At 65.6% G+C, this 15,638-nt stretch carries 17 protein-coding genes; 5 read left to right on the forward strand and 12 right to left on the reverse strand.

Annotation, left to right across the window (positions count from 1 at the left end; translation table 11 throughout):
• Positions 1–4 precede the first annotated feature (4 nt).
• The 8 genes from AC3WTC_RS08800 to grxD form a co-directional block, all read right to left on the reverse strand.
• On the reverse strand, positions 5–526 hold the full coding sequence (locus AC3WTC_RS08800) for a pilus assembly PilX family protein (RefSeq protein WP_032951805.1): 522 nt from the start codon (positions 524–526) through the stop codon (positions 5–7).
• 5 nt (positions 527–531) lie between these two features.
• Positions 532–1,689 (reverse strand): PilW family protein, encoded by a 1,158-nt coding sequence (locus AC3WTC_RS08805; protein WP_080149294.1) that lies wholly within the window; start codon positions 1,687–1,689, stop codon positions 532–534.
• Positions 1,690–1,697: 8 nt separating this feature from the next.
• The gene (gene pilV / locus AC3WTC_RS08810) at positions 1,698–2,195 is read right to left on the reverse strand and encodes a type IV pilus modification protein PilV (RefSeq protein WP_025875254.1); all 498 of its coding nucleotides are present in this window, start codon (positions 2,193–2,195) and stop codon (positions 1,698–1,700) included.
• Positions 2,192–2,707, reverse strand: a complete 516-nt coding sequence (locus AC3WTC_RS08815; RefSeq protein WP_025875256.1) for a GspH/FimT family pseudopilin — start codon at positions 2,705–2,707, stop codon at positions 2,192–2,194. Before AC3WTC_RS08815 ends, pilV begins: the two co-directional genes overlap by 4 nt.
• A 172-nt stretch (positions 2,708–2,879) precedes the next feature.
• Positions 2,880–4,268 carry a nucleotide 5'-monophosphate nucleosidase PpnN gene (ppnN, locus tag AC3WTC_RS08820; protein WP_025875258.1) on the reverse strand — a complete coding sequence of 463 codons (1,389 nt, stop codon included), beginning with the start codon at positions 4,266–4,268 and terminating at the stop codon, positions 2,880–2,882.
• Between the two features lie 251 nt (positions 4,269–4,519).
• Positions 4,520–7,756: a TonB-dependent receptor gene (locus tag AC3WTC_RS08825; RefSeq protein ID WP_033830765.1), complete on the reverse strand. Its 3,237-nt coding sequence runs from the start codon at positions 7,754–7,756 to the stop codon at positions 4,520–4,522.
• A 208-nt stretch (positions 7,757–7,964) separates the two neighbouring features.
• Entirely contained in the window at positions 7,965–8,762 is a 798-nt protein-coding gene (locus AC3WTC_RS08830; protein ID WP_025875262.1) for an SDR family NAD(P)-dependent oxidoreductase, read from the reverse strand.
• Positions 8,759–9,079 (reverse strand): Grx4 family monothiol glutaredoxin, encoded by a 321-nt coding sequence (gene grxD, locus AC3WTC_RS08835; RefSeq protein ID WP_025875264.1) that lies wholly within the window; start codon positions 9,077–9,079, stop codon positions 8,759–8,761. The genes AC3WTC_RS08830 and grxD overlap by 4 nt, the downstream gene beginning before the upstream one ends.
• Positions 9,080–9,198: 119 nt before the next feature.
• Here grxD and AC3WTC_RS08840 point away from each other — a divergent pair, with 119 nt between their 5' ends.
• On the forward strand, positions 9,199–9,777 hold the full coding sequence (locus tag AC3WTC_RS08840; protein ID WP_032975704.1) for a superoxide dismutase: 579 nt from the start codon (positions 9,199–9,201) through the stop codon (positions 9,775–9,777).
• A gap of 247 nt (positions 9,778–10,024) precedes the next feature.
• Here AC3WTC_RS08840 and AC3WTC_RS08845 read toward each other — a convergent pair whose 3' ends face one another.
• Both AC3WTC_RS08845 and purE read right to left on the reverse strand, forming a co-directional pair.
• Entirely contained in the window at positions 10,025–11,173 is a 1,149-nt protein-coding gene (locus AC3WTC_RS08845) for a 5-(carboxyamino)imidazole ribonucleotide synthase (RefSeq protein WP_080149295.1), read from the reverse strand.
• Entirely contained in the window at positions 11,170–11,673 is a 504-nt protein-coding gene (purE, locus tag AC3WTC_RS08850) for a 5-(carboxyamino)imidazole ribonucleotide mutase (RefSeq protein WP_025875268.1), read from the reverse strand. Before purE ends, AC3WTC_RS08845 begins: the two co-directional genes overlap by 4 nt.
• 58 nt (positions 11,674–11,731) lie before the next feature.
• Here purE and AC3WTC_RS08855 point away from each other — a divergent pair, with 58 nt between their 5' ends.
• From AC3WTC_RS08855 to AC3WTC_RS08870, 4 genes are all read left to right on the forward strand, one after another.
• On the forward strand, positions 11,732–12,001 hold the full coding sequence (locus AC3WTC_RS08855) for a Trm112 family protein (RefSeq protein ID WP_025875269.1): 270 nt from the start codon (positions 11,732–11,734) through the stop codon (positions 11,999–12,001).
• Entirely contained in the window at positions 11,998–12,849 is an 852-nt protein-coding gene (gene nadC / locus AC3WTC_RS08860; RefSeq protein ID WP_492711303.1) for a carboxylating nicotinate-nucleotide diphosphorylase, read from the forward strand. Before AC3WTC_RS08855 ends, nadC begins: the two co-directional genes overlap by 4 nt.
• 112 nt (positions 12,850–12,961) lie before the next feature.
• Positions 12,962–13,942 carry a DUF2272 domain-containing protein gene (locus AC3WTC_RS08865; protein WP_025875273.1) on the forward strand — a complete coding sequence of 327 codons (981 nt, stop codon included), beginning with the start codon at positions 12,962–12,964 and terminating at the stop codon, positions 13,940–13,942.
• 69 nt (positions 13,943–14,011) lie between these two features.
• Entirely contained in the window at positions 14,012–14,362 is a 351-nt protein-coding gene (locus AC3WTC_RS08870; protein WP_025875275.1) for a DUF3301 domain-containing protein, read from the forward strand.
• A gap of 37 nt (positions 14,363–14,399) precedes the next feature.
• On the opposite strand, the gene AC3WTC_RS08875 is transcribed toward AC3WTC_RS08870, so the two are convergent.
• Together AC3WTC_RS08875 and AC3WTC_RS08880 are read right to left on the reverse strand one after the other, a co-directional pair.
• Positions 14,400–14,855 carry a ClpXP protease specificity-enhancing factor gene (locus AC3WTC_RS08875; RefSeq protein ID WP_025875278.1) on the reverse strand — a complete coding sequence of 152 codons (456 nt, stop codon included), beginning with the start codon at positions 14,853–14,855 and terminating at the stop codon, positions 14,400–14,402.
• An 84-nt stretch (positions 14,856–14,939) separates the two neighbouring features.
• Complete coding sequence (locus AC3WTC_RS08880) at positions 14,940–15,575, reverse strand: glutathione S-transferase N-terminal domain-containing protein (RefSeq protein ID WP_025875280.1); 636 nt, start codon at positions 15,573–15,575, stop codon at positions 14,940–14,942.
• Positions 15,576–15,638 lie beyond the last annotated feature (63 nt).

Consider the following 15,638-nt stretch of genomic DNA (forward strand, 5'->3'; position numbering starts at 1 on the left):
ACCCTCACAGCTTGAATACGGTGTCGACCGCCGAGCGCGATGTCGCGTCGGTGGCCGTGTCGCCGGCGTACGTCGTGATCTGGTAGACCGGTGTTGCGGCCTCCAACGGCTTGCCCATGTCCAGCGCCCCTTCTCCCTGGATGCAGCCCTGGATCTGCCGGACCTTCACTGCCGGCTTGCTGCCCAGCTTGGTCTTGGCGACCCAGTCCGATGGATCGAAGCCATCGTCGCAGCGTTGATCGATGTCGGCCGAGGTAACCGTCGGGCTGTCACCCGGCGACTGGCGATTGGCAATCTTCTCCACGGCATTCTCGGCACTGCGGGCGGCGCCCTCGGCACTCTGGAAGGCTACGTTGCCGGCACGGTAGCCCGATGCCATGCGCTCCTGCATGCCGGCTACCTGCATGCCTATCACGCCCAGCAGCGCCAGCATGATCAGCAGCATCAGCGCGACGTAGAGCACGGCACCACGCTGCCGGACAGGGGCAGAGAAGGTGCGGCGCGAAGACATCTTGATGGAGCGCATGGTCGTCAATTCCCGAACAGGCGGTTGCGCAACGCAACGGAAACTTCATAGGCGCCACGGTGGCGCTGGTCATAGGGATCGCCCGGCGCGATGGTCACACCAAGCACCCCCAGGTAGGTGGCTGCCGAACCCGGAGCCTGCGCCGACGCCCGCTGCGGGCTGCGCGCAAGCAGCCCCACCTGCACCATGCCGACGCGGCGCCATGCGCCAACAGCGGTCGCATCCGTCGCGGTGCTGACGGCATTGGCAACACGCTGGTCGACGATGCGGCCACTGGGCGGGGTGGAAAGCGAAATATCCGGCGTTGCGTCAAGGCCGTACAGGAGCTGCATGCTCTCGATGCCCTCCACCAGCTCCTCACCGTCACCGTAGCCACCGGCTCCGTTGGCGCGGGCGCGGTACAGGGCAGGCTCATTGTTGCCGTTGCTCGCGATGTAATACACCAGGCCATCGGCGCGATACAGCATCGTCATCGCGTTGTTGACCGAATAGCCGGTCAGATCCAGTTTCTCGATCTTGACGGTGGATCCACTGATGGTGGCCGGGAACACATCGGCGCGGGTGCAATCGGCCAGCGCGAACACCGTCGGAGTGCCGGCAGCACCCGCCTTCAGGCGCGCCATGCCGTTACTGGACACCGTCACCGTGGTTGTAGTTCCATCCACACCGACGCCTGTCACAACCGCCCCTTCCGGGCTCAACAGGCGGAGCACAAGCACATCACTGCCGGGCAGCGGCGCCGGCTTCAGGTTGATGATGCTCTTGGGCACGGATATCGCCGCGCTCCACGTGCGCCCCAGGGTCAGTGTATTGGTCGGGGCGGTGCCTGCGGCCTCATACCCCTGCACCGGCACCGAGAAATCCAGCGGATCTCCACTGCCGGCGGCGATACCAAGGTTGTAGCGGACATCGCCGGTGTTCTTGATCACATGCGCCTGGTCGTTCACGCAGCCAAAGTGACCCGCCATGCGCAGGTCACGCTGCAGGAAGTCCAATGCGAAACGTGCATTCTCCTGGGTCCGGGCAGCCCCCTCGGACAGGCGTGAAGCCGCGCGGGACGCGATGAAGATCTGCGTGATGCCCAGCAGAAGGACCAGACCGATGACCATGGCGATCATCAGTTCGATCAGCGACAGGCCGCGGGCTCGTGAAGACGGACTCATGGACGCGCTCACAGGAAAGTGGTCAGGCCGAAGGTGGTGAGGCTGTCGGGCTCCTTCGGATCCCAACGCTGATCACCCCAGGTAATGGCCACGCTGACCCGGCCGGTGCTCTGGGTAAACTGGACCTCTGCGCTGGCCTTTTCACCGAGTGTCTTCACAACCTCACATTGCCAGCGTGCCACGTTGGTCTTCGGCGTCACCGCCGCGCCGGTCGGCCAGGCACAAGCACCATTGGCCGTCACCGCTCCGGCAGCGAACGAGGCCGAAGAGTAGGCCCCGCCGGCAAGCGTATCGGTGCGCTGGGCGCGCATCAGTTCGATCAGGTCGTTGGCCAGGTTGGTCGCCTGGGTCCGGTAATTGGCACTCTGTACGAAGCGCACGCTCGTGGTCTGCAGCAAGGCAAAGCCGAGCAGCCCGAACGCCAGGATCAACAACGCCACCATCACTTCGATCAGGCTGAAGCCACCCTGGGACGAACGCGGAGAGGCAAGGTTGCGGCGATTCATGAGCAGGTTCCCTTGGTCACCCGGACCTGGCCGGACTTGTTGATCGTCAATGTGCTGCGCTGTTCGCCGGCCTTGCAGGACGCCGGGGACAGCACCACCGTCTGATCGTCCGCGGCCTTGCGACGGCCACGGCCATCAAAGGCGATGGTCGCTCCCGGGGGACCAACCACGCTCAATTGCGGGTTGCCCAGGGAGAAGCGCAGCACGCTGTCATTGCTGCCCAGCACGCCATCAGCGTCGAGATCGGACCAGGCCAGCAGCCCCTTGGACCATTCACCGTCACACGCCTGGCCATCGGTACTGCCACAGAGGCCACCACCACGGTTGTTGCGGATGGCCTCGCTGCGCGCGAGGTTGGTCAACGCGATCACTTCGTTGTTGGCAGTTGCCAGCCGGTTCGAACGAATCATGCTGCGGAAGCTCGGATAGGCGATCGACGCCAGGATCACGAAGACGGTCAGGGTGACCATCAACTCAATCAGCGTGAAGCCGTTTTGCCGGCGCAAAGACATTGGACGCTCCCCAGCGTGTTGGTGGCCACGATGGCGCACCGGCCTGTCGCCGGCAAGCGGCGGCAGGATGAACGGTCAGATCCGGGCGACGGGCGTCAAACCCTTGACATCCCGCCCTCCCCCACCGGTCCGGCGCGGTCCCCGCCGCGCCGGCCAGCCACCCTCGCCTCGCTTACGCCAGCACCTGGTAGCAGGGCTGGTATTCGCCGGAGATCTTCATCCGGCGCTGCTCGACGAAGGCACGCAGCAGCGCGTCCAGGGCCTGCATCATGTCGGGGTCGCCATGGATCTGGAACGGCCCGAACTCCTCGATGCGGCGCATGCCGTCTTCCTTCACGTTGCCGGCGACGATGCCCGAGAAGGCCCGGCGCAGATCGGCTGCCAGCGCGTGCGGCGCACGCCCGTGGTGCAGGTCCAGCGCCGCCATCGCCTCGTGGGTCGGCACGAACGGCTGCTGGTATTCCCACGGAATCTCGATGGACCAGTTGAAGAAGAACGAATCCTTCTGCGCCAGGCGATGCTCACGCACGCGCTTGATGCCGGCCGACATCTTCTTGGCCACCGCCACCGGGTCACCGATGACGATTTCGTAGCGCTCGGCCGCGGCGTCGCCCAGGGTCAGGCGGATGAAACGGTCGATCTGCTCGAAGTACGGCGCAGCGACGGTCGGGCCGGTCAGGATCAGCGGGAACGGCAGGTCCTTGTTCTCCTCGCGCAGCAGGATGCCGAGCAGGTACAGGATCTCTTCGGCGGTACCCACGCCACCGGCGAACACGATGATGCCGTGGCCGATGCGGACGAAGGCCTCAAGGCGCTTCTCGATGTCCGGCATGATCACCAGGTGGTTGACGATCGGGTTCGGCGACTCGGCGGCGATGATGCCCGGCTCGGTCAGGCCGATGTAGCGCGTCACGGTCCGGCGCTGCTTGGCGTGGGCGATGGTGGCGCCCTTCATCGGGCCCTTCATCGCGCCCGGGCCGCAGCCGGTACAGATGTCCAGGCCGCGCAGGCCCAGCTCGTAACCGACCTGCTTGGTATACAGGTACTCGTCGCGCGAAATCGAGTGGCCGCCCCAGCAGACCACCAGGTTCGGGTCACCCGGGTTGAGGATGCGTGCGTTGCGCAGCAGCCCGAACACCGCATTGGTGATGCCCTCGGACGACTCCAGCTCGGCCGCGTAGGCCGGGCCCATCTCGATGGCCATGTACGCCAGGTCACGGACCACCGCGAACAGCAGCTCGGCCACGCCGCGGATGATCTCGCCATCGACGAACGCCATCGCCGGCGCATTGGCCAGGTCGATGCGCACGCCGCGATCCTGCTGTGCGACCTGGATGTCAAAATCGGGGTAAAGATCGCGCGCGGCGCGCGGATCATCGGAGGCACTTCCACTGGTCAGCACGGCCAGCGCGCAGCGGCGCAGCAGCTCGTGCATGCCACCACTGGAGGCGTCGCGCAGGCGCGCAACCTCGGCCCGCGACAGCACATCCAGGCCACCACGCGGGTAGATCCGCGCGTCCTGCACCGGCAGCGTCCGCGCTGCCTTTTCATTCGTTGTCATATCCACTTTTCTGCTTCCTTTAAGGTGTCCGACTGTACTGCCGCCCCCTTAAAAAGCAAAACGGCCGGGAAGCCCGACCGTTGGATAGGTGCGTCCCGCGTTCGCCGCTTGGGACCGCTTCGGTGGCATCTGCGCCGCGCACGTGTCTGGATGCTACGCCGATGCACCATCTCCCGCAAGGACTTTCGCCTGAACGGAAAACGGCCAGGTTTCCCCGGCCGTTTTCCTTTACTGCATCACGCTCTGACGGATCAGAACTTGTACTTCAGGGTCAGCTGCATCGACCAGCGCGACACACCGGTGTTGCCCTTGTCGTTGTTGTTTTCCTGGATGGTCGGGGTATCGGTGGCGCCGGTGAAGTTGTAGATGTACTTGCCGGTTGCCGGATCGATACCTGCGTAGCTGGCCACGCGGGAGGTGGAGTTGAAACCGTAATCTTCAATACGGCCCCACTTCTTGTTGAGCAGGTTGCCGACATTCATGATGTCCAGCGCCAGCTCACCCTTGTGCTCCTTCACGAAGCCCGGGAATTCCTGGGCGATGTGCAGGTCGAAGCTGTTCACCCACTTGGTACGGAAGGCGTTTGCCGGAGCAATCTCGCCGCGGTACTTCTCCAGCTGCGGGTTGGCGGCAAGCCAGTCGAAGAAGGCCTTCTCCATCGCCGCACCGCCGGTGAACTTGACGTCGCCCGGGCCATTCGGCACGTAGAACAGGTCGTTGAAGTAACCGGCGCCAGTGGTGGCGGCGGCATCGCCGTTCATGTCGTTGTAGTAGATGTAGCTGAACGGACGACCCGAACGACCTTCGTAGAACAGGCCCACGGTGGTGTTGTAGTTGCCGAAGAACGCCTTCTTCCAGTTGATCGAACCGGTCACGCGGTCCTTGATCGCGTAGCGCGAATCATAGGCCACGTTCTCGTTGGCGGTACCGATCAGGGTGCTGCCCCAGTTGGAGGTGTTCTGCGAGCTGGTCAGCGGGCTGACTTCCTTCGCGGCGGTGTAGGTGTAGGCCAGCGACCAGCCCCAGTTCTCGGTCAGCGGCTTGTTCAGACCGGCGGTGAACTGGCGGCTGCTGCCCTTGTCGGTGTTCTTCATGAGCAGCACGTCGCCCATGTCAGAGGGACGATTGAACTTGCCGCCCGCACCGTTGCTGCCTTCACGGATGGAGCAGTTGGCGCCGGCGCACGGCGTGTAGCCCGCCGGATTCCAGTACAGCTCGCGACCATCCTGGCCGATGCGGGTCGCTGCAACGCCCGAAGCGTTGTACAGGTCCAGGCGCTCGAAGTAGATCGCGCTCTTGACCTTGGTGTACAGGAACTCAGCCGACGCAACGATGCCATACCACGGCAGCTCGTGATCGAAGGCGATGTTGGACTTCCACACCGACGGCAGCTTCAGGTCAGGCGCAGCGATGTCCACGTTCTGACGAGCACCGGCACCCGCAGCCGGGATGTACGGCGGATTGGTGTTCGGGGTGAAAATGCCGGTCTGGTTACGAACGGTGTACTCGGTGTAGTTCAGGCCGGTGTTCTGGTAGGCACCTGCCAGCCACACGTTCGGGGCCGCGCCACCGAACAGGCCCACGCCACCGCGCAGCTGGGTCGGACGATCGCTGTCGAAGGTGTAGTTGAAGCCGAAGCGCGGCTGCACCAGCTTGCTGTCAGGCAGCTGGGTGTTGTCGTAGCCGTACAGTTCCATGATGCGCGGGTTGTACAGCTTCTGCGTGCCGAAGTCCGGCATGTCGACGCGGACGCCGGCCTGCACGGTCAGGTTGCTGTTGATGGCCCAGCTGTCCTGGATGAACAGGCCGGTGTTCTTCAGCGTGTACTTGGCCGGGATGTCGTCGTAGCTGCCGCCGGCGCGCGGCGCACGCACAACGTACTGGTTGACGCGACCTGCAGCGAAATCGCTGAGGTTGTTGAACACATACGCGCCGTTGACGTTACGACCGTAGTAGTTCAGCAGGTCGTTGTCGGAGTAGTCGAAGCCGAACTTGACGGTGTGGTCGCCGACGTACCAGGTGGCGGCACCGAAGGCGCTCAGCTCCTTGCTCTCGACCGCGTTGACGTGCGAGTTCTGCTCGGTACCGAAGTACAGCGAGTCATTGCCGCTGGCGCCAAAACCACGGATCTGGATCTGCGGCAGGCTCGACGGCGTGGTACGGACCGAGGTGTATTCCTTGTGCGAGATCTTGAACTCGGTCGAGAAATTCTCGGACCAGTCGCTGAACAGCTCGCCCATCCAGGATTCATAGGTCTTCGGCTGCTGGTACCAGAAGGTGCTCAGCGAAACCGCGCTGTTGCTGATCTGCGGGAAGCGGACAACATTCTGCTCGAGCTTGTTGTAACGCACCGCGGCACGGTGGTTCTCGTTGATGTTCCAGTCGATCTTCAGCGCGTACTCTTCGACCTCGGTCTTGTTGGCCGGGGCGTTGAGCGAACCTGCGTCGAAGCCGTAACCGGTCGCGATCTGCTGCGCGCGGGTGATGTCGGCATCGGTGATGGTGCCCTTGCCGTACGGCGAATCGGTCAGGCTGACGCCCGGGGCCGAACGCTCCATCTTTTCGTAGTTGGCGAAGAAGAACAGCTTGTCCTTGACGATCGGGCCGCCGAAGGTCATGCCGTAGGTCTTTTCGTCATCAAAACCGTTGAAGCGGACATCGTCCAGGTTCTTGCGGACCATGTCCTTGTCGCGGTACGCGTAATACACGGTGCCGCCGAAGTTGTTGGTACCCGACTTGGTCACCGCATTGATCACCGCGCCCGTACCGCCGGCAATGGTGGTGTCGTAGTTGGCGATGTCGATGTTGATTTCCTGGATCGCATCCATCGACACCGGCTGACGCTCGGTCGGCAGGTTGTTGGATTCCAGGCCGAACGGATCGCCGGCACCGATGCCATCGATGCGGATCGCGTTGTAACGGGTGTTCTGACCACCGACCGAGATCGCACCGTCGGCCTTGCTGACCTGCGAGATGCGCGGATCGAGGCGGATGTAATCCTGGATGTTGCGGTTCACCGACGGCAGCGACTCCAGCGTTTCGCGGTTGACGTTGGTGCCGGTGCCCATCTTGTAGGCGCTGAACAGGTCGCTGCCCACTGCAGCAGCCACGACCTGGACGGCATCCAGATTGGTGGCGGCAACATCGCCGGCCAGGTTGGCGTTGACCGTGTTGACCTGGTTCAGGTTGAGGTACACGCCCTCTTCGGTCTTGGTGCCCTCACCCGGCTTGGTGATGGTGATGGTGTACGGACCACCCACGCGCAGGCCGCGCGCGTTGTAACGACCCGACGCATCGGTGGTCGCACGCGAAACGGTGCCCGATTCGGTGTGGGTGATGGTGACTTCAGCACCAGCAACAGGCGCGCCCGCATTGGACACGACCTGGCCGCCGACACCGGCAGAGGTGCTCTGGGCGAAGGCGGGAGCGGCGGCGAGCGCAGCCACGAGACCAAGGGTGAGCTTGGACATCCGGAATGGGTGAGTCATTGTTCGGTAGCCTCGATGCGAGTTGGCGATGGCGGAAAAAAAGCGCATCCAAGCAGCCTTGCGGGCGGCTGTTCGGACATTTATCTGGGGTTCCCTACCGTGAACGGCAGCTGCCGCAACGGTTAACACTAGATTAACACGCTACGCTTTCAATGTGACGGTTGTGCGACAAACGGCACCGGATCGCAACGCTATCGTGACGGAATCTTCATTCCGCTTTACGAACGTCTTCACTCGTCGATGGCGGATTGCCCGCATCGAGCACCTGCCCGCGCCACGCCAGTCCGGCAGCGGACAACAGGGTCACGGCCGCTGCCGCGGCGGCCTCGGGGCCGCATGCGGCCGGGTCCTGGTCGATCGAATAGGCCCGCGCACGCAGGGCGGTACGCAAGGGGCCGGGATACAGGCCACTCACCCGCACCGGGCTGCGGGCCAGCTCGTCATGCAGGCTGCCGATCAGCCCGCGCAGGCCGTGCTGGGCGACACCGTAGCCGCCCCAGTACGCCTGCCCCACCCGCTCAGGGGCATCCACGGTGAATACCAGCGCCGCGTCTTCACGCTGGCGCAGCAACGGCAGGCAGGCCTGGGCCAGCCAGGCCGGAGCGGTCAGGGTGACGTGCACGGCGCGGGCGAAGCTGGCCGGGTCGGCCAGCTCGAACGGGGTCAGGCCGGGAAAGTGGGCCGCGCAGACCAGCAGGCCATCAAGGCGCCCCAGCTCCTGCGCCACCGCCTGGGCCAGTTCGGCATAGTCGTCGGGACCGGCACCTTCCAGGTCCAACGGGTACAACAGGGGCTCCGGCCCAACCGCCTGCACCTGGGCGTAGACCCGGTCCAGCCTTCGTGGCTTGCGCCCCAGCAGGACCACGGTCGCCCCCGCCTCAGCGGCTGCAACAGCGGCAGCGCTGCCGAGCCCGCCGCCCGCACCGGCAATGAGCACCACACGGTCCTGCAACGGGCGGCCATCGAGCGCCCCGTCTGCCGGTGACGTCGATGGCCAGGCGCTCATCCCTGCGCAGCCTCTTCGACGATGCGCTTGAGCTCGCCGGCTTCGAACAGTTCCATGACGATGTCGCAGCCGCCGATCAACTCACCGTTGATGAACAGCTGCGGGAAAGTGGGCAGATTGGAGAAGCGCGGCAGATTGGCGCGGATCTCCGGCTCTTCCAGCACATTGACCGTGCGCAGTGCGACGGCGCCTGCGGCCATCAAGGCCTGCACGGCGCGGCTGGAGTAGCCGCACATGGGGTATTGCGGGGTGCCCTTCATGAACAGCACGAGCGGGTAACGATCCACCTCGGCCTGGATTTGCTGCATTACCGCCACACCTCACTCCTTGCTTCGCCGGACAAACCAACCGCGATGGTCGGCTAGACTGCCCACGGTAGCTGCCATTGTAAGCCGATGGTACCGGCTGCCGCCGCCCCCTGGCCACGAACCTGTCCATGCCCGTCGAACTGCCCGCCCTGCCCTACCTGCCCTCGTCCCTGCAGCCGCACCTGTCGGCACAGACCGTGGAACTGCATCACGGTCGCCACCATCGCGCCTACATCGAGGCGGTCAATGCCGCCATTGTCGGCACCGAATGGGAAGAAGCCACACTGGAGGACATTGTCCGCCACGCCCAGGGCGCGCTGTTCGATGCCGCCGCCCAGGCGTGGAACCACGGCTTCTACTGGCAATGCCTGCGCCCGCGCGGCGGTGGCGAGCCGCAGGGCCGCCTGGGCGAACTGGTCAAGCGCCAGTTCGGCGACGGCCAGCGTCTGCGCGAAGAGTTCAATCGAACCGCGCTTGGCCTGTTCGGCTCCGGCTGGGTGTGGCTGGTGCAGCACCCCGGCGGGCAGCTCGGCCTGCAGGCCACCCGCAATGCGGGTACGCCGCTGACCGGCGACAGCACGCCGCTGCTCTGCTGCGATGTCTGGGAGCACGCGTACTACACCGACTACCAGAATGATCGTGCACGCTATCTGGAAGCATTCTGGCAACTGGTGAACTGGGAATTCGCCGAGAGCCAGCTGCGCTGAGACCGACGGGCATCCGTATCCGCCGGGCATGGCCCGGCGCTACCGGCATCACGCCTGGCCGTGGTGGATGCCCATCCTGGTCGGCCCCGCTCTGGTAAATGCCCACCTTGGTGGGCCCTGCTCTGGTAGATGCCCACATTGGTGGGCGTTGCTCTGGTAGATGCCCACCTTGGTGGGCGTTGCCGGCCAGCGGCCGGCACTACCGGGTTCAGCGGCGCCTGCCGGCCGACGGCCGGCATCACCTCGGTCAGCCGTTACGCAGCGCGTGTACCGCAGGGGCCACCTGGGCCTGGCGGTCAAGTTCCAGGCCTACCTGCTCCAGCGCATCAGCAAGTGCATCGGCATCATCATCACGCAGGGTGGCGTGACCCACCTTGCGGCCGTCACGCGATTCCTTGCCGTAATCGTGCCAATGGCCACTGGCCTGCTGCAGCACCGGCGTCGGGTCGGGCATTGCCCCCAGCCAGTTCAGCATGCAGGCATGGCCGAGCATGCGGGTACTGCCCAGCGGCAGGCCGAGCACCGCACGCAGGTGGTTCTCGAACTGGGAGGTTTCGCTGCCTTCGATGGTCCAGTGCCCGGAATTGTGCACGCGCGGCGCCATCTCGTTGGCCAGCAGTTCACCGTCGCGGCAGAACAGTTCCAGCGCGAACACACCCACGTACTGCAGGTGTTCGGCAACACGACGGGCATAGCCGATCGCTGCTTCGTGCTCGACAGCGGACAGCACCGCCGGTGCCACGCTGGCCGACAGCACGCCGTCGACATGCCAGTTGCCGGTGACCGGCCAAGCCTGGAAGCTGCCATCGCGGCCGCGCACGGCCACCACGCTGACTTCGCGCTGGAAGGCAACAAAGCCCTCGAGGATCAGGCCGGTGCGCTCGACCTGCGCCCCCAGGGCCTGCCATGCCGCATCGATGTCCGCTTCGCTGCGCAGGCGGAACTGGCCCTTGCCGTCGTAGCCCAGGCGGCGGGTCTTGAGGATGCACGGCAGGCCGAATTCGGCGGCCCTGGCAGCCAGCTCATCGCGGCTGCGGATATCGGCGAAGGCCGGCAGCGGAATGCCCAGCTGCTGGAACAGGGTCTTCTCGCTCAACCGGTCCTGGGCCACCGCCAGCGCCGACGGCGGCGGGTAGACCGGCACACGGTCGGCCAGCCATTGCGCGCTGTCCGCCGGCACGTTCTCGAAATCGAAGGTGATCACATCGACTTTGGCGGCGAAGTCAGCCAGTGCCTGGCGATCATCGAAGGCACCCACGGTGAGCGGTGCCAGCGGGCCACTGCAGGCGTCGGCTGCCGGATCATACAGTTCGAAGCGCAGTCCCAGCGGCGCACCGGCCAGGACCATCATGCGGGCGAGCTGGCCGCCGCCGAGGATGCCGACGGTCAGGCTCATTGGCGCGGATCGTCGTGGGCCATCACGTCTTCGGTCTGGCGCGCGCGGAAGCTGTCCAGCGCCTGGCCGATGGCCGGCTGGTCGCTGGCCAGCATCGCGGCGGCGAACAGTGCGGCATTGGACGCGCCGGCATTGCCGATGGCGAAGGTGGCGACCGGGATGCCGGCCGGCATCTGCACGATCGACAGCAGCGAATCCATGCCGTTGAGGGCCTTGGACTGCACCGGCACGCCCAGCACCGGCACCGCGGTCTTGGCCGCGATCATGCCCGGCAGATGCGCGGCACCGCCGGCGCCGGCGATGATCGCGCGCAGCCCGCGCGAACCGGCCTGCTCGGCATAACTGAACAACACATCCGGCGTCCGATGCGCGGACACCACCTTCACTTCGAACGGAACACCCAGAGCTTCAAGCTTCTGGGCGGCGTGCTGCATGGTTTCCCAGTCGGAGCGGGAACCCATGACGATGCCGACAAGCGGCGCGATCGGGTTGGGGGTCATTGGCCGTCACCTGCCTTAAAGACGTATTCTAGCCATCTTCCACGCAAGACGAAGAACCATGGATCGCAAGCTGCTCGACCTGCTGGTATCGCCCGACACCCGCCAGCCCCTGTCCCTGCTGGATGGCAAGGGCCTGGAAGCCCTCAACCGGGCGATCGCCGCCGGTTCCGTCAACCGCGCCGATGGCAACCCGCTGGCGCAGCCGCTGCGCGAAGCCCTGGTCACCCGCGACCGCAAGCAGGTGTTCCGCGTCGACGACGGCATCCCGGTGCTGCTGGCCGAAGAAGCCATCCCGACCGCACAGATCGCCGACTTCCCGGCCGCATGAGCGCGCTGCCGACGCCGGATCCAGCCGTCGTCGCGGCCGATGTCGCCCGCGCGTTGGCCGAGGACCTGGGCAGCGGTGACGTCACCGCCGCCCTGCTGCCCGATCAGCCCGACAACGCCTACCTGCTGTGCAAGCAGGATGCGGTGATCGCGGGCCGTGCGTGGTTCGATGCCACCCATCGCGCACTCGATGCGGACGTGCAGATCGAGTGGCGGGTGGCCGAAGGCGACAGCGTCAGTGCCGGCACCGTGCTGGCCCTGCTGCACGGACGCAGCCGCAGCCTGGTCAGCGCCGAACGCACCTCGCTGAATTTCCTGCAGACCCTGTCCGGCACCGCCACCACCACGGCCCGCTACGTGGCTGCGGTGGAAGGCACAGGTACGCGCATCCTTGATACCCGCAAGACCCTGCCCGGCCTGCGCCTGGCCCAGAAATACGCGGTGCGGTGCGGGGGTGGCGACAACCACCGCTTCGGCCTGTACGACACGGTGATGCTGAAGGAGAACCACATCCGCGCGGCCGGTTCACTGGCTGCCGCTGTGTCGGCCGCCCGCCAGCAATGGCCACAGCTGCCGCTGGTGGTCGAGGTCGAGGACCTGGAACAGCTGCGGCAGGCGCTGGAAGCCGGCTGTGAACGCATCCTCCTGGACGACTTCAGCCCGGAACTGCGGCGCGAAGCGGTGCGCATCACCGAAGGCCGCATTCCACTGGAGGTGTCCGGCAGCGTCGGCCTCGGCGGCCTGCGCTCGATCGCCGAAGATGGGGTGGACTGCATTTCCATCGGCGGCCTGACCAAACACGTGCAGGCAATCGACCTGTCGTTGAAACTGGGTCCGCCACCGGGTTGAGGGTGGATTCGCGGATCGTGATGTTGCCGGCCAACGGCCGGCACTACCGTTCTCACACCCGGCGTTCACAACGGCGCTGCGACGCTGCGGCCATCCCCCACAGGAGCCGCGCATGCGCCGGATGCTCTTGCCTGCCTGCCTGCTGCTGGCCGCGACGCCTTTCTCGGCCGCCGCTGTCGAAGCCTGCGATGTCCCACCGCGTTTCGGCCTGAGCCCATTGGCGGTCGCCATCCGCAACACCGCCTGCAACGAGCATCGGCTCTGGTATCGCCCCTTCATCGACCGTGACGGCCGCGCCGCCAGCCTCAGTGTCACCGAGGCCGAAGGCGATCATCTGGCCGACAACGGCCTGATCGCCTGGCAACGGGTCACCAGCTACTGGCGCGAAAGCGGCACGCTCAACGCGCTGGGCAGCCAGCCCGGCGCCAGCAGCTGCCTGGCGCCGCTGGGCACGCGTTACACCGACAGCGATTGCCGCGCCTTCCTGATCGACAATCCGTGGTCGGCGGCCTTCATTTCCTGGGTGATGGTGCGTGCCGGCGTACCCGGCTTCAATACTTCCCCACGCCATATCGACTACATCCGCGCCGCCTACCAGGCAGGCCCTTCCGGCGTGCCCTACCGCCTGGTGGACCCGGCCACCGCCAAGCCTGCGCCGGGCGATCTGCTGTGCTTCCTGCGCGACCGCAGCAGCACGCTCAGTTACAGCGGATTGGTGCAGGCCCTGGGCAACGGCTCGGTCGGCCATTGGAAATCGCATTGCGAAGTGGTGGTGGCAGCCAACCTCGGTGGCGACCAGACGCTCTACCTGGTGGGCGGCAATGTCATGAACACCGTGGCGATGCGCCTGCTGCAACTGGATCGCACCGGCACGATCAAGCTGCCGCCGCCGCGCGAGCGCGACACCACCGGCATCGACCCGACCTGCACACCGGGCCGTGAGGACGAATGCAGCTTCAACCGGCAGGATTGGGCCGCGCTGCTGCAGTTGAATGCCACTGCGCCGCGGGTCGCACCGCTTCCGCCGGCGATACCCGCTGCGCCGACACCGGTGCCGCTGCAGCCGACAACGGAGCCTGGCAACAATCGCTGAGCAGATGCCGCTTGATCCGGTCGCCATTCGTCGCCATCTTTGGCGGATCGACACCTGACGGCTGATGCCATGCCCACCCTGCTGTTCCTGCTCATTGCCGGCGGTATCGTCTACTTCTTCTGGAACGCAGCGCGTTCGGCCGCCGAACGTGCGATCGAGCTGGGCCGCAACGCCTGCCGTGCCGCCGATGTGCAGTGGCTGGACCAGGCGGTGCACGCCACGGGCCTGCGCCTGTCGCGCGGGGAAGACGGACGCCTCGGCTTCGAACGCACCTTCAAGTTCGAGTATTCCTACGACGGCATCGATCGCCATGTGGGCCGCATGGTGCTGCGCGGCGACCAGCTGGTTTCATTTACCGGCCCGGGCGCGGCACGGATCAGCCAGATCCGTGCGGACAACGAAGAGGCCGAGGATGTGTAGGGGCTGAAGGTGTGCCGACCAACGGTCGGCCCCACCATTACTTGACCACGCGCAGCGTCGGACGGCCTTTCGGCGGCGGACCAGCGGGCGGCGTGTCGTCCGGCGGCGTCTGCTCATCGTCGTGCAACAGCTCATCACTGGCCGGCGCCGGCTCGCCACCGGGAATGTCATCCGGCAGGGCCATGCCCTGCCCGGTTTCGCGGGCATATACCGCCAGTACGGCGCTGATCGGCACCTGCACCGGATAGCTGGTGCCGGAGAAGCGCGCCGAGAAGCTCACCGACTCGTTGTCGATCACCAGCCGTACCACCGCGCGTTCGGCGATGTTGAGCACCACCCGGCCATCCTTGATGGCTGAAGGCGGAACCTGCACGCCGGGAACGCCGGCGTCGACCAGGATATGCGGCGTCAGCTGGTTGTCATTGATCCATTCCACCAGGGCCCGCAACAGGTACGGTCGGTGGCTGGTCATGTGGAAGAAGTCTTCGGTCATGCGTGAAGTGTAGCGCCCGACGCCCCGGCCGGGGCGGATCGCCTGCACGCCGGTCGGCGTGCAGACGGGAAAGCGGATGGCGGATCAGCCCGGCAGATCGCGCAGTTTCTTTTCCTGATCGGTCAGGCTGCGGACGAAACCGGGGTGGCGGAAGATCCGGTTGCCATAGTCCTCGATCGCCTTGCCGTCCTTCGGCAACGGCACATCCAGCGACTGCAGGCGCCAGATGATCGGCGCCATCGCGCAGTCGGCCAGGCTCATTTCCGGGTTGAGGAAGAACTTGCTGGCCTTGAACAACGGCAGCGAGGCCGTCAACAGTTCCTTCAGCCGCTTTCGCCCTGCCTCGGCCTGGGTCTTGTTGCCCAGCTGGATCGCCTGCACCTGCGGCACCCAGTCGTGCTCGATACGCAGCATGGCCAGGCGGATGCGCGCGCGCGACAGCGGGTCAACCGGCATCAGCGGCGGATGCGGATAGCGCTCGTCCAGATACTCGCTGACCACCGACGCGGCATACAGCACCAGCTCGCGCTCGACCAGGGTCGGCACCGAGTGGTACGGATTGAGATCGATCAGATCTTCCGGCGGGTTCTGTGGATCCACCGGTACGAAGTCGAAACTCACGCCCTTGGCCGCCAGCACCAGGCGCACACGGTGGCACAGTACATCGTCGTTCGAGGAAAACAGCGTCAGTGTATTGCGCATGCGTACGCTCGCCGCCATCAAAGGCTCTCCTACGACAGGAGACCGCCTGCCGTATCGGCGCCGCCAGCACCGTGCTGACGG

The sequence above is a fragment of the Stenotrophomonas sp. FW305-C-20-S1 genome (genome assembly GCF_058783335.1).

Coding starts and splice junctions, on each gene's coding strand:
- AC3WTC_RS08800 (WP_032951805.1), bottom strand. CDS start 526: ATGCGCTCCATCAAGATGTCTTCGCGCCGCACCTTCTCTGCCCCTGTC.
- AC3WTC_RS08805 (WP_080149294.1), bottom strand. CDS start 1,689: ATGAGTCCGTCTTCACGAGCCCGCGGCCTGTCGCTGATCGAACTGATG.
- pilV (WP_025875254.1), bottom strand. CDS start 2,195: ATGAATCGCCGCAACCTTGCCTCTCCGCGTTCGTCCCAGGGTGGCTTC.
- AC3WTC_RS08815 (WP_025875256.1), bottom strand. CDS start 2,707: ATGTCTTTGCGCCGGCAAAACGGCTTCACGCTGATTGAGTTGATGGTC.
- ppnN (WP_025875258.1), bottom strand. CDS start 4,268: ATGACAACGAATGAAAAGGCAGCGCGGACGCTGCCGGTGCAGGACGCG.
- AC3WTC_RS08825 (WP_033830765.1), bottom strand. CDS start 7,756: ATGACTCACCCATTCCGGATGTCCAAGCTCACCCTTGGTCTCGTGGCT.
- AC3WTC_RS08830 (WP_025875262.1), bottom strand. CDS start 8,762: ATGAGCGCCTGGCCATCGACGTCACCGGCAGACGGGGCGCTCGATGGC.
- AC3WTC_RS08840 (WP_032975704.1), top strand. CDS start 9,199: ATGCCCGTCGAACTGCCCGCCCTGCCCTACCTGCCCTCGTCCCTGCAG.
- AC3WTC_RS08845 (WP_080149295.1), bottom strand. CDS start 11,173: ATGAGCCTGACCGTCGGCATCCTCGGCGGCGGCCAGCTCGCCCGCATG.
- purE (WP_025875268.1), bottom strand. CDS start 11,673: ATGACCCCCAACCCGATCGCGCCGCTTGTCGGCATCGTCATGGGTTCC.
- AC3WTC_RS08855 (WP_025875269.1), top strand. CDS start 11,732: ATGGATCGCAAGCTGCTCGACCTGCTGGTATCGCCCGACACCCGCCAG.
- nadC (WP_492711303.1), top strand. CDS start 11,998: ATGAGCGCGCTGCCGACGCCGGATCCAGCCGTCGTCGCGGCCGATGTC.
- AC3WTC_RS08865 (WP_025875273.1), top strand. CDS start 12,962: ATGCGCCGGATGCTCTTGCCTGCCTGCCTGCTGCTGGCCGCGACGCCT.
- AC3WTC_RS08870 (WP_025875275.1), top strand. CDS start 14,012: ATGCCCACCCTGCTGTTCCTGCTCATTGCCGGCGGTATCGTCTACTTC.
- AC3WTC_RS08875 (WP_025875278.1), bottom strand. CDS start 14,855: ATGACCGAAGACTTCTTCCACATGACCAGCCACCGACCGTACCTGTTG.
- AC3WTC_RS08880 (WP_025875280.1), bottom strand. CDS start 15,575: ATGGCGGCGAGCGTACGCATGCGCAATACACTGACGCTGTTTTCCTCG.